General features: G+C 70.5%; 12 protein-coding genes and 3 pseudogenes. 7 read left to right on the top strand and 8 right to left on the bottom strand.

Translation table 11 applies throughout. The features are described 5' to 3' along the window. Positions 1-8: 8 nt before the first annotated feature. Positions 9-309: pseudogene (locus tag ACZ4UU_RS19440) on the bottom strand (transposase); the annotation flags it as partial. Between the two features lie 85 nt (positions 310-394). On the opposite strand from ACZ4UU_RS19440, the gene ACZ4UU_RS19435 reads away from it, so the two are divergent. The 3 genes and pseudogenes from ACZ4UU_RS19435 to ACZ4UU_RS19425 form a co-directional block, all read left to right on the top strand. Beyond that, positions 395-790: a hypothetical protein gene (locus ACZ4UU_RS19435; protein WP_355822719.1), complete on the top strand. Its 396-nt coding sequence runs from the start codon at positions 395-397 to the stop codon at positions 788-790. 284 nt (positions 791-1,074) lie between these two features. Continuing rightward, positions 1,075-2,022: a helicase associated domain-containing protein gene (locus ACZ4UU_RS19430; protein ID WP_471905074.1), complete on the top strand. Its 948-nt coding sequence runs from the start codon at positions 1,075-1,077 to the stop codon at positions 2,020-2,022. 159 nt (positions 2,023-2,181) lie between these two features. Continuing rightward, a pseudogene (locus tag ACZ4UU_RS19425) lies at positions 2,182-3,186 on the top strand (transposase); the annotation flags it as partial. Positions 3,187-3,489: 303 nt separating this feature from the next. On the opposite strand, the gene ACZ4UU_RS19420 reads toward ACZ4UU_RS19425, so the two are convergent. Together ACZ4UU_RS19420 and solA are read right to left on the bottom strand one after the other, a co-directional pair. Next, entirely contained in the window at positions 3,490-4,461 is a 972-nt protein-coding gene (locus tag ACZ4UU_RS19420) for a succinylglutamate desuccinylase/aspartoacylase family protein (RefSeq protein ID WP_468041274.1), read from the bottom strand. 16 nt (positions 4,462-4,477) lie between these two features. Continuing rightward, entirely contained in the window at positions 4,478-5,617 is a 1,140-nt protein-coding gene (solA, locus tag ACZ4UU_RS19415; protein ID WP_468041273.1) for an N-methyl-L-tryptophan oxidase, read from the bottom strand. Between the two features lie 563 nt (positions 5,618-6,180). Between solA and ACZ4UU_RS19410 the strand changes: the two are divergent. Both ACZ4UU_RS19410 and ACZ4UU_RS19405 read left to right on the top strand, forming a co-directional pair. Beyond that, positions 6,181-6,480: pseudogene (locus tag ACZ4UU_RS19410) on the top strand (helix-turn-helix domain-containing protein); the annotation flags it as partial. Next, positions 6,444-6,905, top strand: a complete 462-nt coding sequence (locus tag ACZ4UU_RS19405; protein WP_468041271.1) for an Lrp/AsnC family transcriptional regulator — start codon at positions 6,444-6,446, stop codon at positions 6,903-6,905. The pseudogene ACZ4UU_RS19410 and the gene ACZ4UU_RS19405, both read left to right, overlap by 37 nt. 116 nt (positions 6,906-7,021) lie before the next feature. On the opposite strand, the gene ACZ4UU_RS19400 is transcribed toward ACZ4UU_RS19405, so the two are convergent. From ACZ4UU_RS19400 to ACZ4UU_RS19385, 4 genes are all read right to left on the bottom strand, one after another. Further along, a complete protein-coding gene (locus tag ACZ4UU_RS19400; protein ID WP_468041270.1) occupies positions 7,022-8,452 on the bottom strand; it encodes an aldehyde dehydrogenase family protein in 1,431 nt (476 codons plus the stop codon). Further along, complete coding sequence (locus ACZ4UU_RS19395; RefSeq protein WP_468041268.1) at positions 8,445-9,533, bottom strand: homoserine dehydrogenase; 1,089 nt, start codon at positions 9,531-9,533, stop codon at positions 8,445-8,447. The genes ACZ4UU_RS19400 and ACZ4UU_RS19395 overlap by 8 nt, the downstream gene beginning before the upstream one ends. A gap of 498 nt (positions 9,534-10,031) precedes the next feature. Further along, the gene (greA, locus tag ACZ4UU_RS19390; RefSeq protein ID WP_234764774.1) at positions 10,032-10,532 is read right to left on the bottom strand and encodes a transcription elongation factor GreA; all 501 of its coding nucleotides are present in this window, start codon (positions 10,530-10,532) and stop codon (positions 10,032-10,034) included. Positions 10,533-10,788: 256 nt separating this feature from the next. Then, positions 10,789-11,187, bottom strand: coding sequence for a DUF4307 domain-containing protein (locus ACZ4UU_RS19385; protein WP_468041266.1), 399 nt, complete (start codon positions 11,185-11,187; stop codon positions 10,789-10,791). A 168-nt stretch (positions 11,188-11,355) separates the two neighbouring features. Between ACZ4UU_RS19385 and mca the strand changes: the two genes are divergently transcribed. Continuing rightward, a complete protein-coding gene (gene mca / locus ACZ4UU_RS19380) occupies positions 11,356-12,216 on the top strand; it encodes a mycothiol conjugate amidase Mca (protein WP_471905073.1) in 861 nt (286 codons plus the stop codon). Next, positions 12,209-12,469: a hypothetical protein gene (locus tag ACZ4UU_RS19375; protein ID WP_468041264.1), complete on the top strand. Its 261-nt coding sequence runs from the start codon at positions 12,209-12,211 to the stop codon at positions 12,467-12,469. The genes mca and ACZ4UU_RS19375 overlap by 8 nt, the downstream gene beginning before the upstream one ends. 70 nt (positions 12,470-12,539) lie before the next feature. On the opposite strand, the gene ACZ4UU_RS19370 is transcribed toward ACZ4UU_RS19375, so the two are convergent. Continuing rightward, positions 12,540-15,740 (bottom strand): tetratricopeptide repeat protein, encoded by a 3,201-nt coding sequence (locus ACZ4UU_RS19370; protein ID WP_468041262.1) that lies wholly within the window; start codon positions 15,738-15,740, stop codon positions 12,540-12,542. Positions 15,741-15,893: the final 153 nt, after the last annotated feature.

The raw sequence follows: 15,893 nt of genomic DNA, 5'->3' as shown, positions 1-15,893 counted from the left end.
CCCCTTCGTCACCCGGCGAGGGCGAGGTCGTGCAGGCGGGCGACGCCGAGCATCGCGTGGTGGACGCCATCGCCCTCTGAGACGGCAGTCGCGGAGGATCTTCCAGGTCTTCATCCGGGCGAAGGCGTGCTCGACGCGGGCACGGACCTTGCGGTGAGACGCGCTGTGTTCCTCTTTCCAGGGCGGGAGTTCGGTCTGGCCAGGTTCGCGGCGGTGCGGGATGGTCAGGCCGGTGCCGCGGTAGCCGCCGTCGGCGATCACGGTGGCGGTGCCGACGGCGTCCTTCGCTCCGGACAACTCCCACGTTTCCACCCTGACATTTGTCAGGTACCCGCCCGGCAACGCCCCCTGGTAGGCATGAGACATGCCAAACAGAGCCAGGAAGGGAACCACCATGAGGAACAAGCTCCGCAACCTGCTGGCCGTGGCCGCCGTCGCCGCTGCGACCGGCACCACCGTGCTCACGGGCGCGACCGGCGCCTCCGCCGCCGCTCAGGCGGACTGGGCCGGCTGCCCGGACGGCAACGTCTGCATCTACGCCGAGGGCCGCTACAGCAACATCGGCGCCGGAGACATCACCAACAAGTACTTCCGCTACGGCACCTACAACCTGTCGAACCAGGTCAACCAGCACTGGGTCCTGAACAACCAGAACGGCCCGTTCGAGGACGCGTACGTGAAGCTGTGCACCGGTTACAACGGCACCGGCGACTGCAGCAAAGTACTGGGTCCGGGCTACGGGGAGTACCTGAACCTGACCCCGATCAACTCGATCGTCCTGTACCGGTAATTCCCAGCGGTCCCGCGATCTCCTCCGCCATCACCCGGCCCGCCTCGAACTCCAGCGTCTCGTCCCCCATGGCCTGATCGGTGTCGAGGCGCTTGCCATCCCCGTCTGCGCAGCGGCAGTTGGCGGTCCGAGAACGACGTCGACGGTGGCGAAGACGTGCCGGAGGACACTGACGGTGAGGACGGCCAGGAGCAGGACCTCGTTCCGACGGTCGGGGCCGCGGCAGCGGGAGTACTGCGGTTCAGCGAGGAACGCGCCCGGCCGTCCTCACCCAGTTCGTCCGGCTGCGGGTCATCGACCCCGAAGGCGCCTACTGGCGCCGTGGCATCGAGGCAACCACACGGTGGTTGCGCGAGACCCGCAGCAGCGAGCTGCGCGTGCCGTACACCTTCGTGTGTCCGGAGGACTGGGACAGCAGTGCGGGACATCCGCTGGGGGTCTGGGTCGCAGATCAACGCCGCTATTACGCGGCCGGGACGCTGGACGCCAAGCGGGGCACCGCGCTGGAGAACCTCGGCATGGTCTGGTCCGTGCACGCCTCCGCGTGGGACGCCGGCCTCGCCGTCGCCCGCGACTACGCAACCGTCCACGGCCACTGCCTCCCAGGCGCCGCGGTGGCCTGGGACGGCTTCCCCCTGGGGACCTGGATGATGAACATGCGGGCTGCTGCCAGGAAGGCCCGTGAGAAAGCCGCACGCCGCGCGAACGGCGAGACCGACATCTCGTATGCCGGGGAGCTGTCCGAGGCCCGTATGGAGGCGCTTTCCGAGATTGGTCCGGGGTGGGCACCCGAGTGGGAGATCGGCTGGCAACGCGCGTACCGGCTGACGCTCGCACACGTGCAGGCTGGCGGCGCGCTCCCGGCCAGGCCGGGCGACGTCGTCGTCCAGGGCGAGGACCTCGGAGTGTGGATCGCCGGGCAGGTGGCCGCGTGGGACAAGCTGACGCCGTCACAGCAGTACCTCCTGGAGACGATCGGCGTGGATCCCGAGAGCAGGGGCGTGGTGGTGCCGGCGCGGCGTTCGCAGAGCGACCGGTGGGCGGCCAACCTCGCGGCCGCCCGCCAGTTCCACGCCCGGGAAGGGCACTTGCGGCCCGCGCGCAAGCACATCGAGATCGTCGACGGTGAGGGGATCAAGCTCGGATCGTTCCTGGACAACATCCGCCGCCGTGCCGCGAAGCTGCCAGCAGAACGGCGCGCGGATCTCGACGCCCTCGACATGCGCTGGTAGAAAGCGCGGCTGCCGGCGTCACATCCGCGCCAGATTCCCCGATTACAAGTACACCGGTGAAGTTGGAGCGCTCACCGTCAGACAGCAAGGCCCGGACCACATCGGTCCGGGCCTTCCTCGTCGCCCGGGACCAGACAGGAAAGCAAGCTAACCGACGGTCCTCGTCGACTGCCGCTGGAGGACCGGGTGTTGCTCGTCACGACCTACTGGCGCACCAATCTGACGTTACGGCAACTCGCTCCGCTGTTCGGCGTCTCGAAGCCGACGGCCAGCCGAGTCATCAACCGCCTCGGACCCCTGCTCGCACTCCAGCCCCGCAAGCGGTTCGGCAAGGACACCGTGCTCATCGTGGACGGCACCCTGGTGCCCACCCGCGACCACACGATCGCCGAGCGGTCGAAGAACTACCGGTACTCCACCAACCATCAGGTCGTCATTGATGCCGACACCCGCCTGGTCGTCGTGGTTGGCCGGCCACTCGCCGGGAACCGCAACGACTGCAAGGCATGGGAGGAGTCCGGCGCCAAGGACGCCGTCGGCAACACGGTCACGATTGCCGACGGCGGCTACCCGGGCACTGGACTCGTCATCCCGCACCGCCGCGAGCGCGGCCAGGCCCAACTGCCAGCCTGGAAAGAGAAACACAACAAGTCCCACAAGCAGGTCCGCGCCCGTGTCGAGCACGTCTTCGCCCGCATGAAGACCTGGAAGATCCTCCGCGACTGCCGCCTCAAAAGGCGTCTTACTCGGCGCGGCACCCTCACCCGCCTGTGGGCGTTCGACCAGCTCTCCGCCCGCCTCGTCGGTATCGCCCGACCGCCGTGGGATGAACTCGGTGCCGACGACTACCCGCCGGCCGCGTCCTCCGCCAGCGGTGGGGAGAACGCCAGCGAGCCGATCGCGGAAGAGACCATGGGGCCGCTGCTGGTCTGGGCCCTGCGCATGGCCGACGACCTCGCCGAGACATCATCGCAGGCTTCGCCGAGACCCAGCGGCGGGCGGAGACTGGCCGGACGATCCCCAGCACCTCGGCCGGCCAGGCCGCCTTGGAGGCCTACCTGGATCCGCTGGTCGCTGCGCGGGCGCCGCTGCCCGCCGTGCGGCTCAAGGGCCACGAGGGGTGCGGCTTCGCGCGTGGGTAGCGGGCAGGGGCCGGGCCGCTGAGCGGCCGCGGCTACCAGGCCGTGGCGTGGGCGTGGCCCGTTCCCGATGTACGGAGGCCGGCGACGCGTCGCGGTCGGCGACGGGGTGGCCGGGGTGGCGCGGATGCGGTCCTCGGCACGGGCACACTGTGGGTGGCGCAATCCGAGTGCGGCGATCGGGGCATGCGCTCGACTCGTGGTCGATCGGTCATGCTGCAATCGGCGGCGCCGGAGGCAGAACGGAGGACGGTCGTTCAGCCCGATGCTGGTGGGGATGCCCAGCAGGGAGTAGGGGGTGGAAATCAGTGGGCGGGCATGCGGCCCGTCAGTCGTGCGGGGTGACGATGGCGGCGAGCTCCGTGCCGGGGCGGACGGAGAGCCCGTTCATGCCGTAGAGGATCTTTCCGGTGGCGGTGGCGGTGACCTTGTGCTCGGCGCCGTCGACCGGGTCGATGATGAGGCCGATGGTCTGTCCCTCGGTCACCTCGTCACCGGTGACCGCGTCCGGGTACCACAGACCGGTGATCTCGGAGACGACGTCACCCGTCCAGATCCACTCGCGTGGCTGCGCGGGCGCCGGCTTGACGTGCTCCGACGCCTCGATGACACCGAGGTGGTGCAGGATCCGGTACAGGGCGTCGAGCAGCCTGCGCACGGTGGCGGACTCGCGGTCGCCGAGCTGCCCCGTCTCCACGAGAATCGCGGGCACACCCAGCCGGTTGGCAGCGGCATGGCTGTTCCCGCCGTCGGGGAGGGGACGGACGATGATCCGCTCGTAACCGACCGCGTGGGCCATCGCCCTGTTCTTCGCGTCCAGTTCGGTGTCGGAGGTCAGCCGGTAGGCGGCGAAGTCGAGCAGATGCTGGTCGATGCCGCCGCTGTGCAGGTCCACGTAGGCGTCGGCGCCGTCGATCAGGTGCTCGAACAGCCAGGCCGCCATCCGCTCGGTGGGGCCACCGTCCTTGTCGCCGGGGAAGACCCGGTTGATGTTCACACCGTCCAGCGGGGAGATGTTGAGTCTGCCCCCGTACACGGCCGGGGGGTTGGCCACGGGGCAGATCACCACCTGGCCGGCGACCTCTTCCGGCTCCAGCAGCCCGGCCAGGCGGGTGGCGGCGTCGACGCCGATGAACTCACCGCCGTGGACACCACCGGTGATCACCATCCTGGGGCCGGGCCGGGAGCCGTTGACGAGGACCAGCGGGACCTCCACGGTCGTGGTGCCCAGGTCGGCGGTCAGGCTGCCGCGGGTCTTCTGGCCGGGCTCGGCCCGCAGCGAGCCGATGGTCAGGGTCATGTCTTGCCTCATTCGCTCAGGCCGCGGTGCGGCCGTTTGTGGTGATGAAGTCGATCGGCTGGGAGGTGCGGCCCTGAAGGGCGAGGTCGGCGGCGATGTCGCCCATGGCGGGCGAGATCTTGAAGCCCTGGCCGGAGAACCCGGCCAGCAGGACGATGTCGTCGCAGCCCGGCAGCGGTCCGACCAGCGGCAGGGTGCTGTCGGTGTAGCCCTCCATGAAGACCGACAGGCGCACCGGATCGGGGTTCAGGCCCGGCAGATGGCGGCGCACCGCCGCCGTGAAGGTCTCCAGTTCCTCCGGCGCGACGGTCCGGTTCAGGCGGTTCGGGTCGCCCACGGGCTTGTGGTGGGCCTGGGGCAGGCCGAGCTTGACGGCCAGGCCGTCCGGGGACGGGATGCCGTAGAACGGGATGTCCCCGCAGCGGATGAAGGCGGGGCGCTCCGCGTCTGCCGGGTGGTCCTCGTGGGGCAGGAACCAGGCGCTGATCGCGCGGTAGACGCTCACTTCCCACGGCAGGTCGGGCAGCAGGTCACCCACCCACGGGCCGGGGGTGACGACCGCGGCGTCGAAGCGCTCCGTGCCGGTGTCGGTGCGGATCTCCACGCCGCCCCCGGCGACGGGAGTGACCTCCCGTACCGGGGTGTAGCGGCGGATGCGGGCGCCCAGTTCCTCGGCGCGCCGGGCCGCGGTCCGGACTGTCAGCTCGGGGCGGATGAAGCCCGCGTGGCGGTCGAGAATCACCAGGTCACCGTCGTCGACGCGGAACTGGGGGAACCGCTTGGCCATCGCGTCGGCGTCGATCACCTCGTGGTCGAGGCCGTGCTCGGCGATGCCGTCCATGACGGTACGCATCTCGGGGTCGTCGGCCGGCCCCATGACCAGGGCTCCCGTCAGGCGGCGGAGCTCCCGCCCGGTCTCCGCCTGCAGTTGCTTCCAGAGGGCGTCGGCGTACCGGACGAGCGGCACATAGCGGCCGTCGTGGGTCTGCACGCTGCGGAAGACCCGGGTCTCACCGCCGGCGGCGCTGCGGTCGTGGCCGGGGGCGAACCGGTCGTATCCGACGACCTCGGCGCCGCGGGCCGCCAGCCGCCAGGCGGCCTGGCTGCCCATCGTTCCCACGCCGACGACGGCGACGCGCTTCCTGGCAGTCGACACAGGACCTTTCCTTTCGTATCGCCGAGGCGCATGCTGGCCCCCGACGTGAGCTGTCGATTCCAGGCTGTTTGGGCGGGGCCTGGGCTTTAAGGAACCCCCGGCTCGCAACCGTCACGTCTCGGAGTACCGGCTCAGTTCTGACGGGATCTTCCGGATCGTGCCGCAATGTGGAACGCTATGCTGAAATCTGGCACAGACAATGACAGCGACTCGGAGGGGGGTCAAGAGGGTCTTGGACAGAAATTCCGGGGATTGACGGGGGAAACGGGATGGAAACGCAGAGCGCCTCCAGGTCACCGCGCGCCCGGGAGGCGGTCACCCGCACCAGCCCCCACCGCCGGGGAGTTCGATGAGACCCGAGGCGATCCACCTTTCGGCGCCCGATGCCATCCCGCCTCTCGATTTCGTTGCCCCCCGGTGACCCAACCAATACTGATGCCGCCAAAGTCACTGGACAAACGATTCGTTCTCACAGCTGGTGTGAATAAAGTTCACGCATGCGCCGGCCGGACCTTCCCCCGCTCAACACCCTGCTCCCCTTCTAAGTCACCGTTCGCCACGCGCGCATGACCATCGCCGCCCGCGAGCTTCACGTCACGCATGGCACAGTCAGCCGCCAGATCCAGAACCTCGAACGAGCCCTCGTGACCCTCTTCGAGCGCAGCACACGTACCCTGCGCCCTACCCCCCCCGAAGCACGGCAGCTCCCCGTCTCACGGCGGCAGGTGCCGCCGCCGCGACCGGCCTCAGCGTCTGCGGCCCACCCGCGACCAGCGTGCCGTGAGGGCATGCAACCCAGACCGATTCGCGAAGGAGACGGTCCACCGTGGACGCCATCGACGAGAAGATCATCGCCGAGCTGACCCGCAACGCCCGCATCCCGCACTCCGAGCTGGCCGCCAAGGTGCTGCTGTCCCGCAACGCGGTGCGCCAGCGCATCGAACGGCTGGAGCGTCAGGGCCACATCGCCGGCTACACCATCGTCCGCGCAGGCAGCGACACCGGCGATGTCGCCTCGGCGCTCGTCCTCGTCTACCGCCAGGACCGCATGCGCGGCGGCGACGTCCTGGCCGCGCTCAAACGCATCCCCGAGGTCGTCATCTGCGAGATCCTCAGCGGCGACTTCGACATCATGGTGCGCCTGGAAGCGGCCTCGCTGGAACGCGTACGCGTCATCTGGGAGGACATCGCCCAGATGCCCGGCGTACGAGACACGGTCACGGCGCTCACCCTGTCCAGGGTGGTCGACCGCCCGCGAGGAGGGCGGAGTTCGACGGCACCGGCGTGAGCAGCGCGGTCGCCTCTTCCCGGTCGAGCAGCCCGCCCCTGGACCACCAAGTCCACCATGTCCGTCCCGGCGCGAGAGCCTGTTCCGCGATCCGGGCGGCGGTGTACGGAAGGCGGTCATTGGACCGCTTCGCTGATGTGGTTGACGCAGACGACCTTGGGCTGGGTCATCTCCTCGAAGGCGAAGCGCACGCCCTCGCGGCCCATGCTGCCGTACTTGAACCCGCCGAACGGCATGGCGTCGAAGCGGTAGTCGGAGGAGTCGTTGATCATCACTCCGCCTGCTTCCAGCTGCCGGGCCGCGTTCAGGGCGCGGTCCAGGCGGGAGGTGAAGATGCCCGCGTGGAGGCTGTAGTCGATGGCGTTGGCCTGCTCGATGGCGTCCTCGAAGGACGTGAACGGCTGCAGCACGACGACCGGGGCGAACACCTCCTCCCGCCAGAGCGAGCAGGTCGCCGGGACGTCTTCCAGGACGGTCGGCGTGTACAGGGAGCCGGTGGCGTCGTTGCCGCACAGCAGCCGCGCGCCCTCGGCCACCGCGGTGTCGACCTTGGCCCGGGTGGTGGCGGCGGCCTCCTGGGTGATCATGGGGCCGACGTCGGTGTGCTCGTCGAGGGGGTCGCCGACGCGCAGCAGCTTGGTGCGGGTGACGAAGGCGTCGCGGAAGCGTTCGTAGACCTCGGCGGCGATGAGGATCCGTTGGGTGCCGATGCAGTTCTGGCCCGCGGCCCAGAACGCGCCGGAGACACAGGAGGCGACGGCCTCGTCCAGGTCGGCGTCGTCCATGACGATGACCGGGGCGTTGCCGCCCAGGTCCATGGCGAGCTTCTTCAGGCCGGCGGTGCGGGAGATGGCCTCGCCGGTGGCGAATCCGCCGGTGAAGGACACCATGCGCACGTCGGGGGCGGCCACGATCGCGGCGGCGATGCCGGCGTCGCCGTTGACGACGGTGACGATCTCCTCGGGCAGGCCGGCCTCGATGAGGGTGTCGGCCAGCCGCAGCGCGGACAGCGGCGTCAGGGCGGACGGTTTGAGGATGACCGCGTTGCCGCCGGCGACGGCCGGGCCGAGCTTGTGGGCGACCAGGTTGAGGGGGTCGTTGAACGGGGTGATCGCGGCGATGATGCCCAGCGGTTCGCGGGTGAACCAGCCCTGCCGTTTCTCCGAGCCCTCGTAGGAGTCGAAGGGGATGACCTCGCCGGCGTTGCGCCGTGCCTCGGCTCCGGACAGGGACAGGGTGTTGACCGCGCGGGCGACTTCCTTGCGGGCCTGGGTGATGGTCTTGCCGGCCTCGCTGACGATCAGCTGGGCGAAGGATTCGGCGCGCCGCTCGATCAGGTGGGCGGCGCGTTCCAGGACCGCGGCCCTGGAGGCGCGGGACAGCGCGGCCGCGGTACGGCGCCCGCACCTGGCCTGCTGCAGGATGCCGCCGACGGCGCTTGCGTCGACGGTGGGCACCGAGGCGATGACCTCGCCGGTGTAGGGATTGTGCACGGGCGCCGTGCCGGTGCCCAGTTCGACGCCGGGGGGCGCGACGGTGTCAGACACGGTGAGTCTCCTTCAGGACGGGGCGCGTGGGGGCGGTGTCATCGTCGGCGTGGCGCTGGTGGATGGCGATGACGTCCGACAGCAGTGCGTAGGCGGTCTCGATGCGCCCGGCGCCCGGCCCGGACACCGTGACGGTGCCGAGGAGGTCGGTGTGGAAGGCGACCGCGTTGAGGGGGCCGGAGATCCCGGCGAGCGGGTGCTGAGCGGCCAGGGCGAGCGGGGCGACGCGGGCGTCGACGCTGCCGTCCTCGTGGCGAGTGGCGGAGCCGACCAGCTTCCAGCGCAGCCCCTTCGAGGCGGCGTCCCGCACCTCTTGGGGGGTGATCGCGGAGATGCCCTCGCAGAAGACGTCCTCACGGCGCAGGTCGGCGCCGAGGACCTCGTTGGCCAGGATCATGACCTTGAGCCGGACGTCGTGGCCCTCGATGTCCGCGGTGGGATCGGCTTCGGCGTACCCGAGCTCCTGGGCTTCGGCGATGGCCGCCGACAGCTCGATGTCCTCTTCGAGGCGGCCCAGGACGTAGTTCGAGGTGCCGTTCATGATGCCCTGGACGCCGGTGATCTCCAGGCCGGCGAACATGCGCTCGGCGGTGCGCAGGACGGGAGTGCCGCTGAGTACCGAGCCCTCGAACTCGAAGCTGACACCACGCTCGGCGGCCAGCTGCTTCAGCGCCCGGCCGGCGAGTGCGACCGGTCCCTTGTTGGTGGTGCACACGTGCTTGCCCGATTCCAGGGCCCAGCGCACATGGGAGAGGGCGGGCTCGCCGTCGGTGGGGTTGGTGAACGTCGCCTCCACGACGATGTCCGCCGGGACCTCGCGGATCACCCACTCGTTGCGCGGATCAGCGCTGCCTCCGGCAAGGCCCGCGAAGCTCAGCTCCCCGGGCCCGGCGGCCAGCAGCGGCGCCAGATCGATGCCGTCGGTGTCCACCAGGGAACCGGCCCGCAGATCGGTGATCGCCACCACCCGCAGGGCGAAACCCAGCTCCTCGGCCAGGCGCTCCCCGCTTTGGGATATCAGCTCGGCAAGCGCGCGATTGACGCCGCCGAAGCCGATGAGGGCGAGATCGTATCGGCCCATGAGATCGCTCCTTCACTGTCCGCCGCCTTCACGGTGCGGATGCTCGAAGCGTCGCTCCCCCGCCTGTCACCTGCTCCATGCCACAACGACCACCACGCATGACGATCTGCTGTCTCCCCTGGCGATTCGCCCACCCCCACCCCCGGCAACACCGCGCTGAAGGGGCCGGACGGCCTGTACGGGGACCGGGGCGACGGCTCCCACCGTGTGCCTACTGCTCCACAAGGCCTACGGCTGAGGCTGCGGCAGAACGAGTCCGCGGGCGCTTGGGCACGGACGCAGTGCGCCCGCCCCCCTCGCGTCACCGACTCGCTTGGCCGACGGTCGGGTCGGGTGCCCTCCTGCAGGCGTACCAGAACGGCAAGTTCGGCGCTTGGTCCATGTTCCGCACCCTCGCGGTACGCAAGTACCGCTCGGCGACCGCATGACGAGGCCCCCGGCGCCGGGAGGCGGCCGGGGGCTCGTGGAAGACCGGTGCTGGAGGTCCCGAGGCCGGGGTCAGCCGTTGTAGGGCTCGGCCTTGAGGATCTTCACCGAGGCCGTCTTGCCGTTCGGCAGCTCGTACTCGGCGTCCTCGCCGACCTTGTGGCCGATCACGCCGGAGCCCAGCGGGGACTGCGGGGAGTACGTCTCGATGTCGGAGCTGGCGTACTCGCGCGAGGCGAGCAGGAAGGTCAGGGTGTCGTCCTCGTCACCGTCGAAGGCGATCGTCACGACCATGCCCGGAGCCACCGCGCCGTCCGCCGACGCCGGCGCCTCGCCGACCTTGGCGTTCTCCAGGAGCTGGGTCAGCTGGCGCACTCGGAGCTCCTGCTTGCCCTGCTCCTCCTTGGCCGCGTGGTACCCGCCGTTCTCGCGCAGGTCGCCCTCCTCGCGCGCGGCCGCGATCTTGGCGGCGATCTCCGTGCGCGCAGGACCAGACAGGTACTCCAGCTCGGCCTTGAGCTGGTTGTACGCCTCCTGGGTCAGCCAGGTGACGTTCTCGCTGGTCTGGGTCACAGGTGCTCCTCGTAGGTACTGGGAATACAAAGCATCGCCCTACCCAGAAGGATGTTCCTTCACGGATGGGCGAAACCACGAGCCTAACAATTCAATGGCCGAAGGGGGAGGACATAAGCCATCAGAATCACGTCAACGCAGGTCAGCGCCTCTGCAATCCGGACGCGACCGGTCAGTGTCGATCAGGGCCGGTCGGTTTCGGTCGGCGTGATCGGCGGCATGACCGGTGGCGCGGTCGCGCGGCAGGCGGTGGCGGTCAGACGGCGTGGCAGCCGAGCAGTTCGGCCGTCGTTCCCTGGGACGTCGTCCGCAGTGTGACGACCTTGTCGATACGGGTGGCGTCGCCGTCGAAGCGGAAGTCGGCGCGGCCCACCTCGGCGCCGCTCTCGGCCTGCGAGCGCACCGTGCAGTAGCCGGAGGCGCCGGAGTCCTTGCGGACCTCCAGATGCACCTTCACCGCGTCCTTGCCCGCGTCGAACTCGATCACCTCGGCGCTGATCTTGTTCTGGCCGACGTAGTGATAGCCGAAGTAGCCGATCACCGCCAGCAGCACCGCTCCGAGGACGGCACCCACGACCTTGAGCGTGCGGTCGGCGCGCTCGTCCGAGGAGCGGCCGTAGCGGCTCTCGGGCAGCCGCGTGCTCGCCGTACTCATGATCGTCCTCTCGGCCGGGGCGGGACGGATGTCCCGAAACGGGGCCTGACGTCCGGACCCCGGAATTATCCGCCCCCCGATTCGGTCACTATAGAAGCCGCCGTTCGCGCCCGAAGACACCGGGCGCCGACTTACGAGGATTGAGTCTTGACTGACCAGCTGCGACTGATGGCCGTGCACGCCCACCCCGACGACGAGTCGAGCAAGGGCGCGGCGACCATGGCGAAGTACGTGTCCGAGGGGGTGGACGTGCTGGTCGTGACCTGCACGGGCGGGGAGCGCGGCTCCATCCTCAATCCGAAGCTCCAGGGCGACAAGTACATCGAGGAGCACATCCACGAGGTACGCAAGAAGGAGATGGACGAGGCCCGCGAGATCCTCGGGGTCAGGCAGGAGTGGCTCGGCTTCGTCGACTCCGGACTGCCCGAGGGCGACCCGCTGCCCCCGCTCCCCGAAGGCTGCTTCGCCCTGGAGGACGTCGACAAGGCGGCCGGTGAGCTGGTGAAGCAGATCCGCTCGTTCCGTCCCCAGGTGATCACCACCTACGACGAGAACGGCGGCTACCCGCACCCCGACCACATCATGACCCACAAGATCTCGATGGTGGCGTTCGAGGGCGCGGCGGACACCGAGAAGTACCCGGAGGCGGAGTACGGGCCCGCCTATCAGCCGCGGAAGCTCTACTACAACCAGGGCTTCAACCGCCCCCGCACCGAGGCGCTGCACCAGGCCATGCTCGATCGCGGCCTGGAGTCCCCGTACGGGGACTGGCTCAAGCGCTGGGACGAGTTCGGGATGAAGCAGCGCACGCTGACCACGCACGTTCCGTGCGGTGACTTCTACGAGATCCGTGACAAGGCGCTCATCGCGCACGCCACGCAGATCGACCCCGACGGCGGCTGGTTCCGGGTGCCGCTGGAGCTCCAGAAGGAGGTCTGGCCGACGGAGGAGTACGAGCTGGCGAAGTCCCTCGTCGATACCTCCCTCCCCGAGGACGACCTCTTTGCGGGCATCCGCGACAATGCCTGACATGAGCGCAAGCGCAAGCCTGGCAATGACACAGCTCGCCACCATCGCCAAGGAGGTGGACGAGGACAAGGTCACCCCCGGTGTCCTCGGCTTCATCGTCTTCGCGGTGATGGCCCTGGCGGTGTGGGGTCTGATGAAGTCGATGAACCGGCACATGAGCAGGGTCGACTTCAAGGAGGCTCCGGACGCGAAGGCGGCCGCCTCCGCCGAGGCGGCCGAGTCCGGCGGGTCGGCGACGCCCCGGAAGGGCTGAGCACAGGGCCGGCCGGCTGAGCATCAGGCCCGTGCCATGGCTGTGACGCCCCTGACTGCGGTCATGCCCGTCACGGCCGGGCCGCCACCGGCACCCCCATGACCTCCCGTGCATGGCGGTTCGGCACCATGCCGAGCCGCCAGGCCTGCCAGCCCGCGTCCAGGTCCACGCCGCGTTCCAGGAGCAGCTGGTACGCCGCCACATAGTCGCCCAGCTTCCCGTCCCGCAGCGCGTGCCCGCTCCGGCCCAGCTGTGCCAGTTCCTCCTGTGCGACCGCCGTTCCGACCTCTACGCCGCCCGGTGCCGCGTACGGCAGCAGGGTGCAGCGCAGGAAGCGGGCCCAGTCCTCGCCTCTGCGGTCGCCGTAGGACGCGAACAACGCCACGGCGTCGTCGCACAGCGCCAGTGCCTGCTGGGTCCGGGCGTTCCCGGCGTCGACCACGGCGAGCTCCAGGCAGGTCCACGCCTCCCCGTGGGCGACCCCGATGCGCTGGAAGTTGGCGCGGGCGTCCACGAGGAGCTGGCGGGCGAAGCCGGAGTTCTTCAGGGAGCCGGTCTGGGCGGCCCGCTGGTCCCGGGTCACGCGGGCCGAGTGATGCCGGGCGCAGGCCAGGCCGTAGACGTCCTGCATCCGGGAGAACATCGTGCGGGAACGCTCCAGCTCGCGTACCGCGACGTCCAGGTTGCCGGTCTCCTCAAGGGCCTGCCCCAGGTAGTAGACGGACCAGGCCTCGCCGCGCGCGTCCTCGTTGTCGCGATGCCGGGCGGCCGCCTGCCGCAGTCCGTCCACCGCCGTGGACGGATCGCCGGCGACCAGGCGGGCGCGGGCCAGCTGGGTCATCGCCCAGGCCTCCCCGCGGGCGTCGCGGGTACGGCCGTACAGTTCGAGGGCCTCGCGCAGCTCGGACTCCGCGCGCGGCACGTCACCCATGCGCAGGCTCAGCTGGCCCAGCTGGAAGTGGGCCCATGCCTCGCCGTGCACGGACTCGCCGGCGCGGTGCAGGGCCAGGGACCCGGTCAGCAGGTCCATCGCCTCCGGCACGCGGCCACGGTCCCGTTCCACCGCGGCCAGCGCGTGCATCGTCCAGGCGCGGTCCGTCGCCAGCTGGGGCGGCGACTGGAGGTCCAGGGCCTCCCGGAGCTTCGTCACCGCCTCGGTGAGGTTGCCCTGGTGGTGCAGGGTGATGCCGAGGGAGCAGAGCGCGCGGGCCGCGCCCGCGTCGTGGTGGGCCTCCATATAGAGGTCGACCACCGAGGTCAGGGTCGTACGTGCCTTGTCCAGCTCGCCGAGCTGGCGGGCCGCGATGCCCGTACGCCACTGCACCGAGCGCACCAGCAGGCCCTGGTCCACGGCCTGGGCGAGCTCGCTGATCTCGCCGAGGCGGTAGAGGTCGCCGCGCAGCAGGCAGTAGTCGCACAGGGCGCCCAGCAGGTTCAGCACGGCCGCCTGGTTGGCGTCCTCCGTGTGCCGCAGCGCCGCCGTGATGAAGCTGGACTCGTCGTCGAGCCAGCGCAGCGCGTCGTCCAGCGAGGTGAATCCGTGCGGGCTGAAGCGGTCCGAGCGGGTCGACATGTTGCCGTCGACCAGGCGCAGCACGGACTCCGCGAGGTCGGCGTAGTTCACGATCAGCCGCTCCTGCGCCGCCGTACGCTCCACCGCCTCCTCCTCGTCGAGGAGACGGGCGTGGGCGAAGGCACGGACCAGGTCGTGCAGGCGGTAGCGGTTGCCGCGGACGTGGTCGATCATGCCCGACCGGGACAGGGCCTCCAGGTGCCGCGTGGCGTCGGCCTCGTCCGTGGCCAGGAGCGCCGCCGCCGCTGCCGCGCCCAGCGAGGCGCGGCCCGCCAGGGCCAGTCTGCGCAGCAGCCGCCGGGCCGCCTCCGACTGGTCGGTGTAGCGCAGCCACAGCACTCGCTCGACGGGCCCCACCGGGCCGTACGCGCCGAGGTCGGTCGCCAGCGCGCGCGGTGAACGCGGGCCCAGCGACGAGCCCGCGATGCGCAGCGCCAGCGGCAGTCCGCCGCACAACTGCCGGATCCGGTCGGCCGATTCGGCGTCGTAGGGCGCCGAGGAATCCTCCGCCGCCGCGCTCAGCAGCTCCTCGGCGCCCGCCTCGTCCAGCGGCGCGACCGGCAGCTGATGCACCCAGGCGGCGAGATCGGCGGGCAGGTCGAGGGGCTCGCGGGCGGTGACCAGGACCAGGCTGTCGGAACGCTCGGGGACGAGGGTGCGGACCTGCGCCGCGTCCGAGGCGTCGTCCAGCACGACCGTGACCGGCAGACCGGCGAGGTGCTGATGGTAGAGCTCGCTCAGCCGCTTGACCTGCTGGTCCGCCGACGAACGCTCACGGAAGAGGAGCTGCTCGCGCGGGGCACCCAGACGGTTCAGCAGATGCAGCAGCGCGTCCCTCGTCGACAGCGGCGCCTCCTCCGTCGTGTCGCCGCGCAGATCCACCACGCACGCCCCGCGGAACTGGTCCTTCAGATCATGGGCGGCACGGATCGCCAGTGCCGTACGGCCGCCGCCGGGCGCCCCGTGCAGGACGACGACCGTCGGCTTCGTCTCGGTACTCGCCCGCGCCGCCTGCACCCACTGCCGGATCCGGGCCATCTCCTGCCGGCGGCCCGCGAACGGGCCCATCGGCTCCGGGAGCTGACCGAACGACTGCTCCAGCACGCTCCGTCCGCGAGCCGCCGCGCTCTTGTCCGCGCCCCGCAGCCGAGGCCCGGTCTGCTTCGGGCCGGTGGACGCGCTCAGCACCCGCTGCTGGTCGAGGAACGGGCGGATGCCCCGTACCTCCAGCGCCGTCAGCCACTGAAGCCGCAGCTGCTGCGGGCCGCCGGGCTGGCCGACGGCGCCCGCCCGGTGGTGCGCGGCGGGCAGATGCGTGCCGGCGACCTTCACGACCGTCGCCGCCGCGCCCACGACGCCGACGGTCACGCCCGCGCCCACCGCGGTGCCCGCGCCGGTGCCTAGCGCCAGGTCGGACACGGCGGCCGCGACCGCCGCGACGCCCGCCACCATCAGCGGGGTGGCGCCGCCCTCCCGCGCGAACCGCTGCCCGAACGTCAGCCGCCCGGCCTCCGCCTCGTCCAGCGCCCGCGTATACGCCTCGTACTCCTCGGTCGCCGCCGACGCCATGGCGTCCAGCGCCCCGCGCGCCCGCGACAGCAGCACCTGCCCGTCGACCCGCCCGCCCGAGCGCCGCACTTCCTCCTCCACGGCCCGGGCCAACAGCCGCTCGGCATCGACCCGGTGGCTGTCCCGCATGTCACGTCCCCCTCCGGCGGCAACGGTTTGGCTATGAGTGTCCTTCGGAGGAGCCGTTGGCGCGAGGGGGCAGCGATCATCGGGTCCGGTTCCGTGACTCATGGCATCGGTCGATCGTTCGTATGGCTGTCGGGCTGATTGTCGAACTGGGGG

The sequence above is a fragment of the Streptomyces sp. NPDC028907 genome, from assembly GCF_055564995.1.
This window is presented reverse-complemented; position numbering and strand designations above follow the sequence as displayed.

Excerpts from the sequence above, each read along its gene's own strand:
- ACZ4UU_RS19385 (WP_468041266.1), bottom strand. The coding sequence starts at position 11,187 with ATGAGTACGGCGAGCACGCGGCTGCCCGAGAGCCGCTACGGCCGCTCC.
- ACZ4UU_RS19370 (WP_468041262.1), bottom strand. The coding sequence starts at position 15,740 with ATGCGGGACAGCCACCGGGTCGATGCCGAGCGGCTGTTGGCCCGGGCC.
- mca (WP_471905073.1), top strand. The coding sequence starts at position 11,356 with ATGGCCGTGCACGCCCACCCCGACGACGAGTCGAGCAAGGGCGCGGCG.
- ACZ4UU_RS19435 (WP_355822719.1), top strand. The coding sequence starts at position 395 with ATGAGGAACAAGCTCCGCAACCTGCTGGCCGTGGCCGCCGTCGCCGCT.
- ACZ4UU_RS19420 (WP_468041274.1), bottom strand. The coding sequence starts at position 4,461 with ATGACCCTGACCATCGGCTCGCTGCGGGCCGAGCCCGGCCAGAAGACC.
- ACZ4UU_RS19375 (WP_468041264.1), top strand. The coding sequence starts at position 12,209 with ATGCCTGACATGAGCGCAAGCGCAAGCCTGGCAATGACACAGCTCGCC.
- ACZ4UU_RS19395 (WP_468041268.1), bottom strand. The coding sequence starts at position 9,533 with ATGGGCCGATACGATCTCGCCCTCATCGGCTTCGGCGGCGTCAATCGC.